The organism is Azotobacter salinestris (assembly GCF_009363155.1).
GTDB lineage: Bacteria > Pseudomonadota > Gammaproteobacteria > Pseudomonadales > Pseudomonadaceae > Azotobacter > Azotobacter salinestris.
This window is the reverse complement of sequence record NZ_CP045302.1, coordinates 3525634-3542305: the sequence shown is the minus strand read 5'-3', so window position 1 is coordinate 3542305 and position 16672 is coordinate 3525634. Positions and strand designations below refer to the sequence as shown.

Below are 16672 nucleotides of genomic sequence, written 5' to 3'. Positions count from 1 at the left end.
CCGGGCGGTTTCCCCCGTCAAAGCCTTACGGCGCCCCCCCGGCATTCCGTATACTGCCCACCCGACTTTTTCACGAACCGCGATCAGTGACCCGGCCAGCCTCCGTCAAGCCCGACAACTTCTTCGTCCTGCTGTTTCGCGCCTTGTGCCAGCGGCGCGTCCCAGTCTCCCTGCGCATCGTCAGCCACAGCCTGGTACTGGTGACCCTGGCCCTGGCCACCTACTCCTGGCTGGTCGGCCTGCAGGTCCGCCAGACCATGCACGAGCAGGCCGACGCCCTCGGCCAGACGCTGATCACCCAGACCACGGCCGCGGCCAGCCAGCTGCTGGTGGCCAACGACATCCTCAGCCTCAACGTGCTGCTGGGCAACCTGACGAAGAACCCGCTGGTCGCCCATGCGGCCGTCTACAACGCGGACAACCACCTCCTCGCCGAAGCCGGCAGCCGCCCGCCGCGGCTGCCGCCGGAGGGCGACCCCAGCCTCCATGCCCGGCCCATCACCTTCCAGGACAGCGTGACCGGCCACCTGCGCATCGTCCTGAACATGCCGCAGTTCCGCGAGCCCTTCATCGTCGGCCTGCGCAACATGGGCCTGATCGGCCTGGGACTGCTGTTCCTGACGCTGATTCTCGGCCTGCGCCTGGGCTATGGCATCTCCACGCCGCTGCTGCAGCTGCGCGTCTGGCTGCGCGATCCGGACGACCATGCCCCCGGTGCCGAGCGTCAGGACGAAATCGGCGACCTGGCCCGCCAGCTGCAGGCCCGCCTCGCACCCGAGCAGCCGCCCCGTGCGACGCTCGACGAGCTCGAGGACGACGCGCTGTCGCTCGACCTGTCCGACGTGCCCTCCCCGGCCAGGGCGGCGCCACACCCGGCGCCCGCCGGGAAGCCGGCTTCCCGCAGCATGCCCTACGAGGCTCCACAGCCCCCTGCCGCCAGGCCCGAGCCGATGAAGTACGGCGTGGCGACGCCCGGCGCTGCGCCGGCGCCCGGTGTCTCGCGACCCGGCGCAGCGAACGCCGCCAGACCGGCGGCCGGCCTCTCATCGCGCCCCCTGTCCGGCCTGCGCGCCGATGTCGACCTGGACGACGAGGACGAGGATCCGCCGCTGCGCCGGCTGGTCCCGGACGCCGACGACGAACCCGACTTCAACGCGGCGCTCGCCGAGGATTTCGCTCCCGCGCCTGCGCCCGCACCGCACCGCCAGGCCCGCGAAAGCGCCGTGCTGGCCATCCAGCTCGGTCCTCTGGATCAGTTGCGCAGCCTGTCCCGCGGGCAACTGGCCGAATTGCGCCGGCGCTATCGCGACAGTCTGGAACAGGCCAGTGCGCTCTACGGCGGGGAACTGCACCTGCTCGACGAGGACGGCGGCCTGCTGCTGTTCCACCGCCGCGAGTGCGGCGACGATTACCTGGCCAATGCCATCTGCTGCGCCGAACTGCTGCGCTCGCTGAAATCCGAGCTGGAGCTCGAGGCCGCCGACGGCGCCAGCCTTCAGCTGCAGCTCGGCCTTGCGCGCGGCGAGAACCTCGCCGGCCTCGGCCAGGCGTCCCTGCTGCTCAGCCCGGGAGGCCAGTCCGCGCTGACCCTGGCGCAGTACAGCCACAACGTCCTGCTGCTGGAGCAACAGATCGGCGAGGATTCCGCGGTCCGTCTGTGCGTGCGCCTGCGCCCGCTCGCCAACCCGGAGGGCGGCGCCACCATCGAGCGCCTGCTCGAGCCCTACCCTGCCGAGCTGGCTGGCCAACTGGCCCGCCTGCGCGAAGAGCTGCAGAGCTATTGAGCCGTTCCGCCGGCACCGGAGCGCAGTCCGCTCCCGGCCGGCGGAATTCGATTCGCATCACACTTCCTGCAAGCACCCGTGCCTGCCGATTGCCGGAACGGCGGCGGCTGGCTAGGGTCCGGCCCTCCGAAACCGCACCCGAGGAAGCACTCCGATGCCCGATGCCATTGCCTTCTACCTCGCCGGGCTGCCGGCCTTCGTGCTCTATTTCGGCCTGGGCTCGCTCCTGCTGGCCCTGTTCGGCCTGATCTACACCACCCTCACCCCGCACCGCGAATGGCGGCTGATCCGCGCCAACGTGCCGGCCGCCGCGCTGGCCTTCGGCGGCAGCCTGCTGGGCTTCGTCCTGCCGCTGGCCAGCGCCATGCGCGAATCGGTCAGCCTGCTCGACTTCCTGCTCTGGGCCCTGGTGGCACTGCTCGTCCAACTGGTCACCTTTTGCCTGCTGCGCATCCTGGTCCCCGAGCTGGGCCGGCGCATCAGCGACAACGAAATGGCCAGCGCCATCCTGGTGGCTCTGGTGTCCATCGCCGTCGGCGTGCTCAACGCCGCGGCCATGAAGGGCTGAGCCTGCATGAAACGCAGCAGAACCCTGCGCCTGGTGCTGGTCGGCAGCACCCCGCTGCTACTCGCCGGCTGCGAACCCTCGCGACCCGGCTACCTGTACCGCGACCCGGCCTCGTGCATCGCCGCCGGCGTCTTCGACCGCGCGGTCTGCGAGCACGAGTTCGAGCTGGCCCGCGCCGCCCATCTGCAGAGCGCACCGCGCTACCGCTGGCGCGCCGACTGCGAGTCCGATTTCGGCGCCGGCCGCTGCGAACCCGCCCCCTACAATACCGGCCTGCACATGCCGCCGATGGCCGGCTACCTGGTGGGCCGCGAACCGCCGCGCGAGGAGCAGGCCAGCGGGAGCGGGGGCTCGTCCGGCGGCGGCAGTGCCCGGCGCACCTTCGTCAGCCAGCCGCTGTACCGCAGCCGGGACGACGCGGAACACTTTCGCAGCGCCGACAACCTGCGGGTCGGTTCGCGCGAGGGGCTGATCCACGTCGACGCCGACGTCACCCGCAGCCCGATGCCGAGCATCGTCAGCCGCGGCGACTTCGGCCGCAGCGCCGCACGCCTGTCGAGCTTCGGCGGCTGATGCGGCGGATCACCCTGCGCGAGCGCCCGGACTGGCGCGCCCAGGCCGAACGCCTGGGCTTCGCCTTCCACACCTTCGACGGCGAACCCTACTGGGACGAGAGCGCCGCCTACCGCTTCTCCCTGCGGCAGATCGAGGCGGATCTCGAGGCGCCGACCGAAGAGCTGCACGCCATGAGCCTGGCGCTGGTCGAAGAGGTCGTCGCCAGCGAAGCGCTGCTCGCGCGTCTCGGCGTGCCCGCCTTCTTCCACGAGCATTTGGCCGCCAGCTGGCGGCGCCGCGAGCCGCATCTCTACGGGCGTCTGGACCTGGCCTACGACGGCCAGAGCCCAGCCAAGCTGCTCGAACTCAATTACGACACGCCCACCGCCCTCTACGAGGCGGCGTTCTTCCAGTGGCTGTGGCTGGAGCAGTTACGCCTGAGCGGCGGGCTGCCGCCTGGCGCCGACCAGTTCAACTCGATCTAGGAATGCCTGTTCGAGCGCTTTGCCGGCCTCTGCGTGCCGCAGCCGCTGTACTTCGCCAGCGTGCGCGACTCCCTCGAGGACCGCGGCACCCTCGACTACCTGCGCGACATCGCCACCCAGGCCGGCCACGACGCCCGCCACATCGCCATCGAGGATATCGGCCTGGACCGGACCGGCGGTTTCGTCGATCTGGACGAGCAGCAAATCCCCACCCTGTTCAAGCTCTACCCTTGGGAGTTCCTGCTGGAGGAGGACTTCGGCCCGCATATCGCCGGCACCTTCACGCGCTTCATCGAGCCGCCATGGAAGGCCGTGCTGAGCAACAAGGGCATCCTCGCCCTGCTCTGGGAGCGCCACCCCGGCCATCCCAACCTGCTGCCGGCCTTCTTCGACCCCGAGCCCGCGGCCGCGCTGCCCGCCGGCTGGGTGCGCAAGCCGCTGTTCTCCCGCGAGGGCGCCAACGTCCAGCTGCACGCCGCGGACGGCCTGCGCCTCTGCGTGCCCGGCCCCTACGGCGGCGCCGCGGTGCGCCAGGCCTGCCGGCTGCTGCCCTGCTTCGCCGGCCAGTATCCGGTGATCGGCAGCTGGGTGGTGGGCGACCGTGCCTGCGGCATCGGCATCCGCGAAGACGCCAGCCCGATCACCCAGGACAGCTCGCGCTTCCTGCCGCACTTCATCCTCGACTGAACGCCCTGGCCGGCCCGCCACCGGTCAGCGCCGCTTTGACAGCCTATCCCCCCACGGCTAAACAGAAAACAAGAGTCAGCTAACGAATGCGCTCCGGCGCCGCCACTTAGTTATGGGTACTTACAGGTGAACAAGATGAAGAAGAACACCGCGCTCGATCCGAAGAAGCACCTCGAACCCGGGCTGGAGATCCACAGCTGCGACGATCTGCTGGAGGCCTCCCAGCCACGCGCCCAAGGGGACTGGCGCCTGTCGCGCTCCGACAAGCCGAGACGCACCTGGCGCCTGAGCAAATAGCCTCCCCCGTCCAGTCGCTCCCGCCTGTCCGCGCGGGAGCGGCTCCTGCGCCTTCGGATCACCGCTCATCGCCATCGCGTCGGCCGACAGGCGGCTGCTCGGCGACCGCCTGTCGTGCTCCACCCTACCGTCCATCCATTGCCGCTCCCTTCGCCGGAAAGACCGGAACTCTGCCGATAGGCTTCTCTCAGTAACTGTGCAGACAGACGCTTGTCCGGACTGCGGATCCCATCAGCTCGCGAGGAGAAAGGCCATGCCCAAACACGCCAATCCCGGAAACTTCGCCAACGATCCCGAACGGGCCGCCGCCGCCGGCCGCAAGGGCGGGCACAACAGTGGCGGCAACTTCGCCAACGACCCGCAGAAAGCCTCCGAGGCCGGCCGCAAGGGGGGTCGAAACAGCCACGGTGGCGGCCGCCAGCAACACTGACCCCTCCAGGCGGGAGTGCCCTCCCGCCTGTCAGAGCATTTCCACCGCCATTGCCGTTGCCTCGCCGCCGCCGATGCACAGGCTGGCGATGCCCCGTCGCCCGCCGCTGCGCCGCAGGGCGCCCAGCAGACTGACCAGGATGCGCACGCCGGATGCACCGATCGGATGCCCCAGGGCGCAGGCACCGCCATGGACGTTGACCCGCTCCGGGTCGAGCCGCAGATCGCGGACCGCCGCCAGGGTCACCACCGCGAAGGCCTCGTTGATCTCCCACAGGTCGACGTCGCCGACCGTCCAGCCGGTCCGCTCCAGCAACTTCTGCATGGCGCCGACCGGGGCGGTCGGGAACAGCCGCGGCTCATGGGCATGACTGGCATGACCGACGATAGTCGCCAGCGGCGCGAGCCCGAGTCGGCCGGCCGTGGAGCGGCGCATCAGCAGCAGCGCGGCGGCGCCGTCGGAGATCGAACTGGAGTTGGCCGGCGTCACCGTGCCGCCTTCGCGGAAGGCCGGCTTGAGCTCGGGAATCCGCTCCAGACGGGCCTTCGGCGGCTGCTCGTCATGCTCGATGAGCACTTCGCCGCCCCGTCCACTCAGCCTCACCGACGCGATCTCCCAGGCGAAGGCGCCGGATTCGATGGCCACCCGGGCACGGCTCGTCGAGGCGATGGCCCAGGCGTCCTGCTCCTCGCGGCTGAAACCGTAGCTGGCCGCGCAATCCTCGGCGAAGGTGCCCATCAGCCGGCCGCGGTCGAAGTAGGCATCCTCCAGGCCGTCGAAGAACATATGGTCGAGGGCCTGCCGATGTCCGAGCCGGTAGCCGCCACGCGCACCGGGCAGCAGGTAGGGCGCGTTGCTCATGGACTCCATGCCGCCGGCCAGCATGACCTCGGTGCTGCCGGCGAGCAGCAGGTCGTGGGCCAGCATGGCGGCCTTCATCCCCGAGCCGCACACCTTGTTGACCGTGGTGCAGCCGACCGACAGCGGCAAGCCGGCCGCGATCGCCGCCTGGCGGGCCGGCGCCTGGCCGAGGCCGGCCGGCAGCACGCAGCCGAGGATCAGCTCCTGCACCCGCTCGCCGGCGACGCCGGCCCGCTCCAGCGCCGCGCGCACGGCGATGCCGCCCAGTTGCGGGGCGCTCAGTTCGGAAAGTTCGCCCTGGAACGCGCCGAGCGGCGTGCGGGCGGCGGAAACGATGACAACCGGATCTTGGGACATTGGATGCCCTCGCTATCAGTGATTGACGAAAGAAGGCGTGGAGCCCCTAACGGGCAGCCATGCGGATCGCGCCATCCAGACGGATGACCTCGCCGTTCAGGTACCCATTGGCGAGGATGTGCTCCACCAGCGCGGCAAACTCCTCGGGCCGGCCCAGCCGTGGCGGGAAGGGCACCATCTGGCCCAGCGACGCCTGCACCTCGGCCGGCATGCCCAGCAGCATCGGGGTCGCCATGATCCCGGGGGCGATGCACATGACGCGGATGCCGTGGCGGCACAGCTCCCGGGCCAGCGGCAGGGTCATCGCCACCACGCCGCCCTTGGAGGCGGCATAGGCGGCCTGGCCGATCTGCCCCTCGAAGGCCGCCACCGAGGCGGTATTGACGATCACTCCCCGCTCGCCCACGGCATCCGGCTCCGTCTCGCACATGATCGCCGCGGCCAGGCGGACCATGTTGAAGCTGCCCAGCAGGTTGATCTCCAGGGTGCGGGCGAAGGTTTCCAGGGCATGCGGCCCTTCGCGCCCGACCACCTTCTCCGCCGGGGCGATGCCAGCGCAGTTCACCAGGCCGCGCAGGCTGCCCATGTCGACGGCGGCCTCGAAGCAGGCGCGGGCGCTGTCGGCACGGGTCACGTCGGTTTCCACGAAGCGCGCCCGCTCGCCCAGCTCGGCGGCCAGCGCAGCACCGGCCTCGCGGTTGACGTCGGCCAGCACCACCTTGCCGCCCCGCCCGACGATCAGCCGCGCCGTCGCCGCCCCCAGTCCGGAACCCCCACCGGTCACTACGTACACGTTATCCCTGATCTGCATGGGCTTTCCTCCCTGTCCTGACGGAAAGTCTAGCCTCGGCCAGCCGATGGCGGCACCGGCGATGGAATCCGTCGCCGCCTCCTCCACGCCCCTCCCGCGATGAACCCGACATCCGCCGCTGTAACAAAACCGGCGCTGCTGCATCGGAACCACGAACCCGCCGGCCACCCGGGCCGGTGCCTCCCGCGAGCCAGCCCCGGCCTCGCGATCATCGTCAACAGCGGAGATAGAAACCATGAAAGCCAGCCTCCCTGCCGTCTCGGCCGCCAGTCTCGCCCTCGCCCTGGGTACCGCCCTCGCCCTTTCCAGCGCCCCGCCCGCCGCCCAGGCAGCGGACAACGAGAAATGCTACGGCATCGCCCTCAAGGGCAAGAACGACTGCGCCGCCGGTCCGGGCACCACCTGCGCCGGCACCGCCAAGGTCGACTACCAGGGCAACGCCTGGAAATACGTGCCCGCTGGCACCTGCGAAAAAACCGCCTCGCCCACCTCGCCGACCGGCTCCGGCCAGCTCACGCCCTTCAAGGAAATCAAGCAGGAGGCCTGAGCGCCGGCCATGATCATTCCCTCTCCACGCGCCGCGGCAGGCGGCGCTCCTGCGCCGGCAAGCGGCCTGCCCCCGCGGGCGGGCCTGGGACTCAAGCCGCAGCATTTCCGGCAGATTCTCGAGACGAGTCCGGGCATCGGCTTCTTCGAGATCCACGCCGAGAACTACCTGGTGGAGGGCGGCCCCCTCCACCACTACCTCGGCCTGATCCGCGAGCGCTATTCCCTGTCCATCCACGGCGTCGGACTGTCGATCGGCGCCGAGCAGCCGCTCGACGAGGTTCACCTCCAGCGCCTGGCCGGGCTGCTCCAGCGCTACCAGCCGGCATCCTTCTCGGAGCACCTGGCCTGGTCCAGCCACGGCGACCTCTTCCTCAACGATCTGCTCCCCGTGCCCTACGACGCGGCAACCCTGGCGCGGGTCTGCGAACACATCGACCGAGTGCAGGAACGCCTCAAGCGGCGCATGCTGTTGGAAAACCCGGCGACCTATGTCGAATTCGCGACCTCCACCCTGGACGAAGCGACCTTCATCGCCGAGGTGGTCCGCCGCACCGGCTGCGGGCTGCTGCTGGATGTGAACAACGCCTATGTCTCCTGCGTCAACCACGGTCGGAACACCGCCGCCTATCTCGACGCCCTGCCCCTCGATGCGGTCGGCGAGCTCCACCTCGCCGGCTTCGCCGAGGACCGCGACGGCGCCGGTGGGCGCCTGCTGATCGACAGTCACGGCGCCCCCGTCGACACGGCCGTGTGGGCGCTCTACAGGCAAGTGCTGCGCCGCACCGGCCCGCTGCCGACCCTGCTCGAGCGCGACAACGACGTGCCGTCCCTGGAGGTGCTGCTGGCCGAGGCCGGGCAGGCCGAAACGCTGCTCGCCAGCGAAACGGCCCGGCGCCGGGAGGTGCCGACATGAGCCTGCAGGAGGAATTCGCCGCCGCGCTGCTCGATCCCGAGCGCCCCTGCCCCCCGCGCCTGAGAAGCTGGAACGGCTCCGATCCGGCCGCGCGCTTCGCGGTCTATCGCAACAACGTCGTTGCCTCCCTGGTCGATGCCCTGGCCGAGACCTTTCCGGTGGTGCACCAACTGGTCGGTGAGGGCTTCTTCCGCGCCATGGCGCGCCTCCATGTGTGCGCCACACCGCCGCACACGCGCATCCTGGCGCACTACGGCGAAGACTTCGCGGCCTTTATCGAGAACTTCACCCCCGCCGCCGGCCTGCCCTATCTGGCCGATGTGGCGCGCCTGGAGTTCCTCCGCGTCCGCGCCTGCCACGCGGCGGACGTCCCCGCAGCGGACAGCGCTGCGCTCGCCACCCTGCTGGGCGATACGGAGCGGCTCACGTGCCTGCGCCTCCATCTGCACCCCTCGCTGGCGCTGCTGCGCTCGCCCTTTGCCGTCGTCTCGCTATGGGCGGCCCATCAGGGGGCGCTCGACATTGCCCAGGTCGACCCCGGCCGCCCGGAGAATGCCCTGGTCCTGCGCAACGGCCTGGAGGTCGGGGTGAGCGGCCTCTCTGCCGCGGAGGCCGTCTTCGTCGGTCAGCTGCAGGAAAGCGTGACGCTCGGCCGGGCCGCGTCCATGACACCCGGTCTCGATATCGCGCGCCCACTGGCGCAGTTGATCCGCACCGGAGCCATCAGCCATTTCACCTTCGCAAGCGGAGAGCACCCAGCATGAACGACAGAACCTCTCTTCCCGCGCGCCTGATCGCCCGCGCCGTCGATGGCTGCCAGCAGATTCCCTACGGCCTGATCGCCTTCCTCGCCCGCTTTTCCATCGCCGCGGTATTCTGGAAGTCCGGCCAGACCAAGGTCGAAGGTCTGGCCATCGATCTTGTCTCCGGAACTTTCGAACCGGGCCTGCCACGACTGGCCGCCTCGACCGTGCCGCTGTTCGCCGAGGAGTACCGGGTGCCGCTGCTGCCGCCGGAGCTGGCTGCCCAACTGGCGGCCTTCGCCGAGCATTTTTTTCCGGTGCTGATCCTGGCCGGCCTGGCGACGCGCTTTTCGGCGCTGGCCCTGCTGGGCATGACCCTGGTCATCCAGCTCTTCGTCTATCCCGGCGCCTATCCGACCCATGGCGTCTGGGCCGCCTGCCTGCTATTGCTGATAGCGCGCGGACCGGGAGCCTTCTCGCTCGACCGGCTGATAGCCAGACGACATGGATACGATCGGCACCCCGGGATCTGAGAAAATGAACGAAGAACAAGCGTTGATCCAAGGAGTGCAACGCGGCGAGACGGCGGCATGCGAGACCGTCATTCGCACCCACCACCGCTTCCTCATCGCCATGGCGACCCCGCTGGTCGGCGCGGACCTGGCCGCGGACGTGGCCCAGGAAACCTGGATCAGGGCCTTCGCCGCCATTGCCGCTTTCGAGGGCCGCTCGCGGCTGCGCACCTGGCTGGCGCGCATCGCCCTGAACGAGGCCCAGGTCCTGCTGCGCCGACGCCGGCGCGAGCTGTCCTGGGATTGCTGGGGGGAGGACCCGGGTTCGCCCCTCGCCGGTCGCTTCGATGCCGCCGGCGGCTGGGCCCGCCCGCCGCAGCCCTGGCATCACGACACCCCGGAGTCGCTGCTCACCGGGGCCGAGCTGTACGCCTGCATCCGCAAGCACCTGCATCGCCTGCCGGACGACCAGCAGGCGGTGCTGACCATGCGCGAGCTGGCGGGGCTGGAGTTCGCCGAAATCGCCCGCGCCCTGGGACTGACCGAAGGCCATGTGCGCGTCCTGCTGCACCGCGCGCGCCAGCGCCTGCAGGCCATGCTGGAACGTTTCGAGGAGGAAGGAACATGCTGAAGTGCCGGGAGGTGTCGGAACTCGGATCGGAGTTCATCGACGGGCGGCTGGGCTTGCGGAGCCGCCTGGCGGTGCTCGCGCACCTCGGCCTCTGCCCCCATTGCCGCCGCTACCTCAAGCAGCTGCGCCTGACGAGCGAAACCCTGCAGCGGCTGCCGCCGGAGGACGAGCCCAACGCCCCGGCCATCCTCGAGGCCATCTGCCAGCCCCCGGACGGGCCGAAGGCATGAGCTTGCCGCACGGCCGGCGTAACATTTCCCGGCCGGTGCCACCGTGCCGATTTCACAACCGCCGCGAGAGACGACCATGCTGATCCAGATCCCGCCCCGCTCGCACTGCCCGTCCTCCGAGATCACCCCGGAATCCGTCTACCTGTCGCGCCGGCGCTTTCTCGGTGCCGGGGCCGTGGCGCTGGGCGCCGCCGCCCTGCCCGCCTGGGCCCGTGCCGAAACCCCGCGCTATGCCGGGGTCGAGCCGGGCCAGGCGCCGGCCTGGTTCGCGCAGAAGCTGGCAGATACCCGCTGGCAGGCGGTCGAGGCGCCGGGCGAGGCGATCACGCCGTTTCGCGATGCCAGCCACTACAACAACTTCTACGAGTTCGGCCCGGACAAGGGCGATCCGGCGGCGAATGCCGGCCAGTTGCCCACCGAGCCCTGGACGGTGCGGATCGACGGCGAGGTCGGCAAGCCGGGCCAGTACGCCCTGGAGGACCTGGTCCGCCCGCATGCGCTGGAGGAGCGCATCTACCGCCTGCGCTGCGTGGAGGCCTGGTCGATGGTGATCCCCTGGCTGGGCTTTCCCCTCGCCGAGCTGCTCAAGCGCGCCGAGCCCACCGGCAACGCCCGGTACGTGGCCTTCGAGACACTCGTCGATCCCGAGCACATGCCCGGCCAGCGCTCGCGCTTCGCCCTGCTCGACTGGCCGTACCGGGAGGGCCTGCGCCTCGACGAGGCGATGCACCCGCTGACCCTCCTGGCGGTGGGCATGTACGGCCGCGTGCTGCCCAACCAGAACGGCGCGCCGCTGCGGCTGGTGGTGCCCTGGAAGTACGGTTTCAAGAGCATCAAGTCGATCGTGCGCATCAGCCTGACCGAGCGCCAGCCCTACACCAGCTGGCAGAACCGGGCGCCCGAGGAGTACGGCTTCTACGCCAACGTCAATCCCGCCGTGGACCACCCGCGCTGGAGCCAGAAGCGCGAGCGGCGTCTGCCCAGCGGCCTGTTCAGCCCCAACCTGCGCGACACCCTGCCGTTCAACGGCTACGCCGAGGAGGTCGCCGGCCTCTACAGCGGCATGGACCTGACCCGAGAGTACTGATGAAGCATCTCTTGTGGCGCTGTTGCGTCTTCGTCGCGGCCCTGCTGCCGCCACCGTACTGGCTGTACCAGGCCTGGACCTTCGCCCTCGGCCCGGATCCGGGCAAGGTGCTGCTCGAGCGCCTCGGCCAGGGCGCCCTGATCCTGCTGCTGCTGACCCTCTGCCTGACCCCGCTGCAGCGGGCGACGCACTGGAGCGGCTGGGCGCTGGTGCGCCGCCAGCTCGGCCTTTGGTGCTTCGCCTATGCCTGCCTGCACCTTCTGGCCTACCTGGTCTTCGTCCTCGGCCTGGACTTCGCCCAACTCGGCGGCGAGTTGCAGAAACGCCCTTACATCCTGGTAGGCGCGCTGGCCTGGTGCAGCCTGCTGCCGCTCGCCCTCACCTCGAACCGCTTCAGCATGCGCCGCCTGGGCCGCCGCTGGAAACCGCTGCACCGCCTGGTCTACGCGGCCCTCGGCCTGGCGCTGCTGCACATGCTCTGGGTGGTGCGCTCGGACATCGGCCAGTGGCTGCTGTATTTCGCCTGGGCCCTGTTCCTGCTGGCCCTGCGCCTGCCCGGCGTGGGGCGCCGGCTCGGCCATAGGGCCGGCACCCCGTAGGGCGGGTGCAACCCGCCGGACAGGGGCGGAACCGGCTCCACAGTGGCGGGTTTCACCCGCCCTCCCCATCAGCCCGGAAAAAGCCCTTTGGAATCATGCGGATAAAATAAAATCCGGCATTCTGCCCGACTGGCATGCATTCTGCCTTTAGACTTGAAGCCAGTGCGATAGAGCCGCCCCGAGGGATCGGGCTATCGCCCCCAGCCAAAACCACGAGTAGAGGAAACACTCATGCGTATAGCCTCCTGCCTGCTGGGCAGCGCCCTGGCCGTTGCCCTGTCGTCCGGCACGGCCCTCGCTGCGGAAGAGCTCACCGGCACCCTGAAGAAGATCAAGGACACCGGCACCATCACCCTCGGCCACCGCGACGCCTCCATTCCTTTCTCCTACCTGGGCGGCACCTCGCGCCAGCCGATCGGCTATTCCCACGACCTGCAGCTGAAGGTGGTCGAGGCGCTCAAGCAGCAGCTCGGCCTGCCCGAACTCAAGGTGCGCTATACCCTGGTCACCTCGCAGACGCGCATTCCGCTGGTGCAGAATGGCACCGTCGACCTGGAGTGCGGCTCCACCACCAACAACCCGGAGCGCCAGCAGCAGGTGGCCTTCTCGGTGGGCATCTTCGAGGTCGGCACCCGCCTGCTGACCAAAAAGACCTCGGGCATCCAGGACTTCCCCGACCTCAAGGGCAAGAACGTGGTGACCACCGCCGGCACCACCTCCGAGCGCCTGCTCAAGGCGATGAACGTCGAGCAGCAGATGGGCATGAACGTCATCGCCGCCAAGGATCACGGCGAAGCCTTCCTCATGCTCGAGTCCAACCGCGCGGTGGCCTTCATGATGGACGACGCCCTGCTCTACGGCGAGATGGCCAAGGCCAGGAAGCCCGACGACTGGGTCGTGGTCGGCACGCCGCAGTCCTACGAGATCTACGGCTGCATGCTGCGCAAGGACGACCCGGCGTTCAAGAAGGCGGTCGACGACGCCCTGGTCGCCACCTTCAAGTCCGGCGAGATCAACGCCATCTACGACAAGTGGTTCCTGCAGCCGATCCCGCCCAAGGGCCTGAACCTCAACTTCCCGATGAGCGACGAGCTGAAGAAGCTGATCGCCGAGCCCACCGACAAGGCTGCCGAGCAGCTGTAAGCGTCGCCGCCCTGCGCTGGGAGTCCGCCCTGCGCAGGCCGCCCTCATCGTGCAGATCGGAGGCAATTGCCCATGGATTACAACTGGGACTGGGGCGTGTTCTTCAGATCCACCGGGATCGGCGACGAGATCTACCTCGACTGGTTCATCGCCGGTCTCGGCTGGACCCTCGCCGTCGCCCTGGTCGGCTGGATCATCGCCCTGCTGCTGGGCTCGCTGCTCGGCGTGCTGCGCACCCTGCCGAACCGCTGGCTGTCCGGCCTCGCCACCGCCTACGTGGAACTCTTTCGCAACGTGCCGCTGCTGGTGCAGCTGTTCCTCTGGTACTTCCTGGTGCCGGACTTCCTGCCCGAGCCGCTCGAGCTGTGGTTCAAGCAGGACCTGAGCCCCGCCACCTCGGCCTACCTGAGCGTGGTGGTGTGCCTCGGCCTGTTCACCGCCGCGCGGGTCTGCGAGCAGGTGCGTACCGGCATCCAGGCGCTGCCGGGGGGCCAGACTGCCGCGGCCCTGGCACTCGGCCTGCGGACCGGGCAGATCTACCGCCAGGTGCTGCTGCCGCAGGCCTTCCGGATCATCATCCCGCCGCTGACCTCGGAGTTCCTCAACATCTTCAAGAACTCCTCGGTGGCGTCCTTGATCGGCCTGATGGAGCTGCTGGCGCAGACCCGGCAGACCGCGGAGTTCTCCGCCAACCTGTTCGAGGCCTTCACCCTGGCCACGCTGATCTACTTCACCCTGAACATGAGCCTGATGCTCGTCATGCGCCGGATCGAGAAGAAGGTCGCGGTGCCGGGCCTGATCGCGGGGGGCAAATGATGGATTTCAGCGCGATTCCCGCTTCGCTCCCGGTGCTCTGGGAGGGCATGCAGACCACCCTGCTGCTGCTCGTGCTGGGCGTGCTCGGCGGCGTGGTGCTGGGCACCCTGCTGGCGATGCTGCGCCTTTCGCACAACCCGCTGCTGGCCGGCATCGCCGCCACCTACGTCAACTACTTCCGCTCCATCCCGCTGCTCTTGGTGATCATCTGGTTCTACTTCGCGGTGCCCTTCGTGCTGCGCGCGATCACCGGCGAGGACAGCCCGGTGGGCGCCTTCGCCTCCTGCCTGGTGGCCTTCGTGATGTTCGAGGCGGCCTACTTCTGCGAGATCGTCCGCGCCGGCATCCAGTCGATTCCGCGCGGCCAGATGAGCGCCGCCCAGGCGCTGGGGATGACCTACGGGCAGAGCATGCGCCTGATCATCCTGCCGCAGGCCTTCCGCAAGATGACCCCGCTGCTGCTGCAGCAGAGCATCATCCTCTTCCAGGACACCTCGCTGGTCTACAGCGTCGGCCTGATGGACTTCCTCAACGCCGCCCGTTCGAGCGGCGACATCATCGGTCAGCCCCACGAGTTCCTGATCTTCGCCGGCCTGGTGTACTTCGTCGTCAGCTTCGCCGCCTCGCAGCTGGTCAAGCGTCTGCAGAAAAGGTTAACCGTATGATTTCGATCCGAAACGTCAGCAAGTGGTACGGGGACTTCCAGGTTCTCAGCGACTGCAGCACCGAGGTGCAGAAGGGCGAGGTGGTGGTGGTCTGCGGACCGTCCGGCTCCGGCAAGTCCACCCTGATCAAGTGCGTCAACGCTCTGGAGCCCTTCCAGCAGGGCGACATCCTGGTCGACGGCACCTCCCTGGCCGCCCCCAGGACCGACCTGCCGAAGCTGCGCGCGCGGGTCGGCATGGTGTTCCAGCACTTCGAGCTGTTCCCCCACCTGACGGTCACCGAGAACCTGACCCTGGCGCAGATCAAGGTGCTCGGCCGCAGCAAGGCCGAAGCCACCGACAAGGGCTTGGCGCTGCTCGAGCGGGTCGGCCTCGAGGCCCACGCCCACAAGCATCCCGGCCAGCTCTCCGGCGGCCAGCAGCAGCGCGTGGCGATCGCCCGCGCGCTGGCCATGGACCCGGTGGTGATGCTGTTCGACGAGCCGACCTCGGCGCTCGACCCGGAAATGGTCAACGAGGTGCTCGACGTGATGGTCCAGCTCGCCCAGGAAGGCATGACCATGATGTGCGTGACCCACGAGATGGGCTTCGCCCGCAAGGTCGCCAACCGGGTGATCTTCATGGACCGCGGCAGCATCGTCGAGGACTGCGCCACGGAGGCGTTCTTCGGCGACATCTCGGCGCGCAGCGAGCGCGCCCGGCAGTTCCTCGCCAAGATCCTCCCGCATTGAGAGCCGTCCCTTGACTGCTCCCCTCCCTGAAGGAAGGGGATTCCCAATTCACCGAGAACCGGACAGCGGTACTTGACCAATGCCACTTACATTCTCTCCAAGGGCTAACACCGCCAGCCCGGCGGCTTTAATGTTGATCGCGGCATTCACGTCGCGGTCGTGTTCGGTTCCGCACTCCGGGCAGCTCCAGGAGCGGACCGGCAGAGGCAGCCGCTCAAGGATATGCCCGCAACACGAGCAACGCTTTGAGCTGGGATACCAGCGGTCGATGCCGACCACCTGCCTCCCAGCCCAGCCACCCTTGTACTCCAGCTGGCGCACGAACTCGCCCCAGCCGGCATCGGCGATGGCTTTGCCCAGCTTCGGGTTGCGGATCAGGTTCTTCACGGCGAGGGATTCGACGCAGACCACTTGGTTCTCGTTGATCAGTCTGCGGGACAGCTTGTGCAAGCGGTCCATGCGGCAATCGGAGATTCTGGCGTGAATACGGGCCACCTTCAGCCGGGCCTTGGCGCGGTTCTTCGAGCCGAGCTTTTTCCTGCTCAGCCGGTGCTGCGCCAGGGCCAACCGGGTGGCGTATCTGGCCGTATGGCGGGGATTGCCGATGCGTTCGCCCTCGCTGGTGACGAACAGGTCTTTCAGGCCCAGGTCGATGCCGATCATCTGCGGCGTGACGGGCAAGGCCTCAGGTTCGAACTCGCACAGGCAGGACACGAAGTACCGGCCTGCAGAGTCTTTGGAAACGGTGACGGTGGACGGCTCGCCAGGAAGCGGCCGGCTCCAGCGGATATCCAGCGGCGTCCTGGACTTGGCCAGGTACAGCTTGCCGTCCCGGTAGCTGAACGCCGACCGGGTGAACTCGGCGGACTGGCGATGCTTCTTGCTCTTGAATGCCGGGTACTTCGTGCGGCCCGCAAAGAAGTTCCTGAACGCGGTCTGCTGATGGCGAAGGCACTGCTGCAGCGGGACGCACGACACCTCGTTCAGCCACGGCAACTCACCGGAGCGCTTGAGCCTGGTGAGTTCCGCATTGGCTTCCAGATACCCGACCTTCTCCTGCCGCTGGAAGAATGCATCGGTTCGCCAGCGCAGGACATGGTTATAGACAAAGCGCGTACAGCCGAACGTCTGAGCCAGCAATTGCGCCTGCTCAGGTGTCGGGTAGAAACGGTATTTGTACGCACGGTTCATGCATCACATTTTGCCATCCGCAATGTG

At 68.6% G+C, this 16672-nt stretch carries 20 protein-coding genes and 1 pseudogene; 18 read left to right on the top strand and 3 right to left on the bottom strand.

Going from position 1 to position 16672, the window contains the following annotated elements; all coding sequences use genetic code 11:
- Positions 1 to 86: 86 nt before the first annotated feature.
- The 6 genes and pseudogenes from GCU53_RS16560 to GCU53_RS16540 all read left to right on the top strand — a co-directional run bounded on the left by GCU53_RS16560 (position 87) and on the right by GCU53_RS16540 (position 4806).
- Positions 87 to 1784 (top strand): AhpA/YtjB family protein, encoded by a 1698-nt coding sequence (locus tag GCU53_RS16560; protein WP_152388568.1) that lies wholly within the window; start codon positions 87 to 89, stop codon positions 1782 to 1784.
- A 154-nt stretch (positions 1785 to 1938) separates the two neighbouring features.
- Positions 1939 to 2352: a DUF350 domain-containing protein gene (locus tag GCU53_RS16555; protein ID WP_152388567.1), complete on the top strand. Its 414-nt coding sequence runs from the start codon at positions 1939 to 1941 to the stop codon at positions 2350 to 2352.
- Between the two features lie 6 nt (positions 2353 to 2358).
- Complete coding sequence (locus GCU53_RS16550) at positions 2359 to 2925, top strand: DUF1190 domain-containing protein (RefSeq protein WP_152388566.1); 567 nt, start codon at positions 2359 to 2361, stop codon at positions 2923 to 2925.
- Positions 2925 to 4079 (top strand): annotated as a pseudogene (locus tag GCU53_RS16545) (glutathionylspermidine synthase family protein). The gene GCU53_RS16550 and the pseudogene GCU53_RS16545 overlap by 1 nt, the downstream one beginning before the upstream one ends.
- A gap of 135 nt (positions 4080 to 4214) precedes the next feature.
- A complete protein-coding gene (locus GCU53_RS25550) occupies positions 4215 to 4376 on the top strand; it encodes a hypothetical protein (RefSeq protein ID WP_167520004.1) in 162 nt (53 codons plus the stop codon).
- Positions 4377 to 4629: 253 nt separating this feature from the next.
- Positions 4630 to 4806, top strand: coding sequence for a con-10 family general stress protein (locus GCU53_RS16540; protein WP_152388565.1), 177 nt, complete (start codon positions 4630 to 4632; stop codon positions 4804 to 4806).
- Positions 4807 to 4836: 30 nt separating this feature from the next.
- On the opposite strand, the gene GCU53_RS16535 is transcribed toward GCU53_RS16540, so the two are convergent.
- Both GCU53_RS16535 and GCU53_RS16530 read right to left on the bottom strand, forming a co-directional pair.
- A complete protein-coding gene (locus GCU53_RS16535; RefSeq protein WP_152388564.1) occupies positions 4837 to 6024 on the bottom strand; it encodes an acetyl-CoA C-acyltransferase in 1188 nt (395 codons plus the stop codon).
- A 46-nt stretch (positions 6025 to 6070) separates the two neighbouring features.
- A complete protein-coding gene (locus GCU53_RS16530) occupies positions 6071 to 6835 on the bottom strand; it encodes an SDR family NAD(P)-dependent oxidoreductase (protein WP_152388563.1) in 765 nt (254 codons plus the stop codon).
- Positions 6836 to 7070: 235 nt separating this feature from the next.
- On the opposite strand from GCU53_RS16530, the gene GCU53_RS16525 reads away from it, so the two are divergent.
- The 12 genes from GCU53_RS16525 (at position 7071) to GCU53_RS16470 (ending at position 15454) form a co-directional block, all read left to right on the top strand.
- On the top strand, positions 7071 to 7382 hold the full coding sequence (locus tag GCU53_RS16525; RefSeq protein ID WP_152388562.1) for a BufA1 family periplasmic bufferin-type metallophore: 312 nt from the start codon (positions 7071 to 7073) through the stop codon (positions 7380 to 7382).
- A 9-nt stretch (positions 7383 to 7391) separates the two neighbouring features.
- The gene (gene bufB, locus GCU53_RS16520; RefSeq protein WP_152388561.1) at positions 7392 to 8297 is read left to right on the top strand and encodes an MNIO family bufferin maturase; all 906 of its coding nucleotides are present in this window, start codon (positions 7392 to 7394) and stop codon (positions 8295 to 8297) included.
- Complete coding sequence (locus tag GCU53_RS16515) at positions 8294 to 9061, top strand: HvfC/BufC N-terminal domain-containing protein (RefSeq protein ID WP_152388560.1); 768 nt, start codon at positions 8294 to 8296, stop codon at positions 9059 to 9061. The genes bufB and GCU53_RS16515 overlap by 4 nt, the downstream gene beginning before the upstream one ends.
- Positions 9058 to 9573 carry a DoxX family protein gene (locus GCU53_RS16510; protein WP_152388559.1) on the top strand — a complete coding sequence of 172 codons (516 nt, stop codon included), beginning with the start codon at positions 9058 to 9060 and terminating at the stop codon, positions 9571 to 9573. The genes GCU53_RS16515 and GCU53_RS16510 overlap by 4 nt, the downstream gene beginning before the upstream one ends.
- A 4-nt stretch (positions 9574 to 9577) precedes the next feature.
- Entirely contained in the window at positions 9578 to 10183 is a 606-nt protein-coding gene (locus GCU53_RS16505; RefSeq protein ID WP_167520082.1) for an RNA polymerase sigma factor, read from the top strand.
- Complete coding sequence (locus GCU53_RS16500) at positions 10177 to 10413, top strand: anti-sigma factor family protein (protein ID WP_152388557.1); 237 nt, start codon at positions 10177 to 10179, stop codon at positions 10411 to 10413. The genes GCU53_RS16505 and GCU53_RS16500 overlap by 7 nt, the downstream gene beginning before the upstream one ends.
- A 76-nt stretch (positions 10414 to 10489) precedes the next feature.
- A complete protein-coding gene (gene msrP, locus GCU53_RS16495) occupies positions 10490 to 11500 on the top strand; it encodes a protein-methionine-sulfoxide reductase catalytic subunit MsrP (protein WP_152388556.1) in 1011 nt (336 codons plus the stop codon).
- The gene (msrQ, locus tag GCU53_RS16490; RefSeq protein WP_152388555.1) at positions 11500 to 12099 is read left to right on the top strand and encodes a protein-methionine-sulfoxide reductase heme-binding subunit MsrQ; all 600 of its coding nucleotides are present in this window, start codon (positions 11500 to 11502) and stop codon (positions 12097 to 12099) included. Before msrP ends, msrQ begins: the two co-directional genes overlap by 1 nt.
- Before the next feature lie 231 nt (positions 12100 to 12330).
- Positions 12331 to 13242 carry a glutamate/aspartate ABC transporter substrate-binding protein gene (locus GCU53_RS16485; RefSeq protein ID WP_152388554.1) on the top strand — a complete coding sequence of 304 codons (912 nt, stop codon included), beginning with the start codon at positions 12331 to 12333 and terminating at the stop codon, positions 13240 to 13242.
- Positions 13243 to 13314: 72 nt separating this feature from the next.
- Entirely contained in the window at positions 13315 to 14058 is a 744-nt protein-coding gene (locus tag GCU53_RS16480) for an amino acid ABC transporter permease (protein ID WP_152388553.1), read from the top strand.
- Positions 14055 to 14723, top strand: a complete 669-nt coding sequence (locus GCU53_RS16475; RefSeq protein ID WP_208845285.1) for an amino acid ABC transporter permease — start codon at positions 14055 to 14057, stop codon at positions 14721 to 14723. The genes GCU53_RS16480 and GCU53_RS16475 overlap by 4 nt, the downstream gene beginning before the upstream one ends.
- Positions 14720 to 15454 (top strand): amino acid ABC transporter ATP-binding protein, encoded by a 735-nt coding sequence (locus GCU53_RS16470; RefSeq protein ID WP_152388552.1) that lies wholly within the window; start codon positions 14720 to 14722, stop codon positions 15452 to 15454. Before GCU53_RS16475 ends, GCU53_RS16470 begins: the two co-directional genes overlap by 4 nt.
- A gap of 48 nt (positions 15455 to 15502) precedes the next feature.
- On the opposite strand, the gene GCU53_RS16465 is transcribed toward GCU53_RS16470, so the two are convergent.
- Positions 15503 to 16645 (bottom strand): RNA-guided endonuclease InsQ/TnpB family protein, encoded by a 1143-nt coding sequence (locus tag GCU53_RS16465; protein WP_152388551.1) that lies wholly within the window; start codon positions 16643 to 16645, stop codon positions 15503 to 15505.
- Between the last annotated feature and the right edge of the window lie 27 nt (positions 16646 to 16672).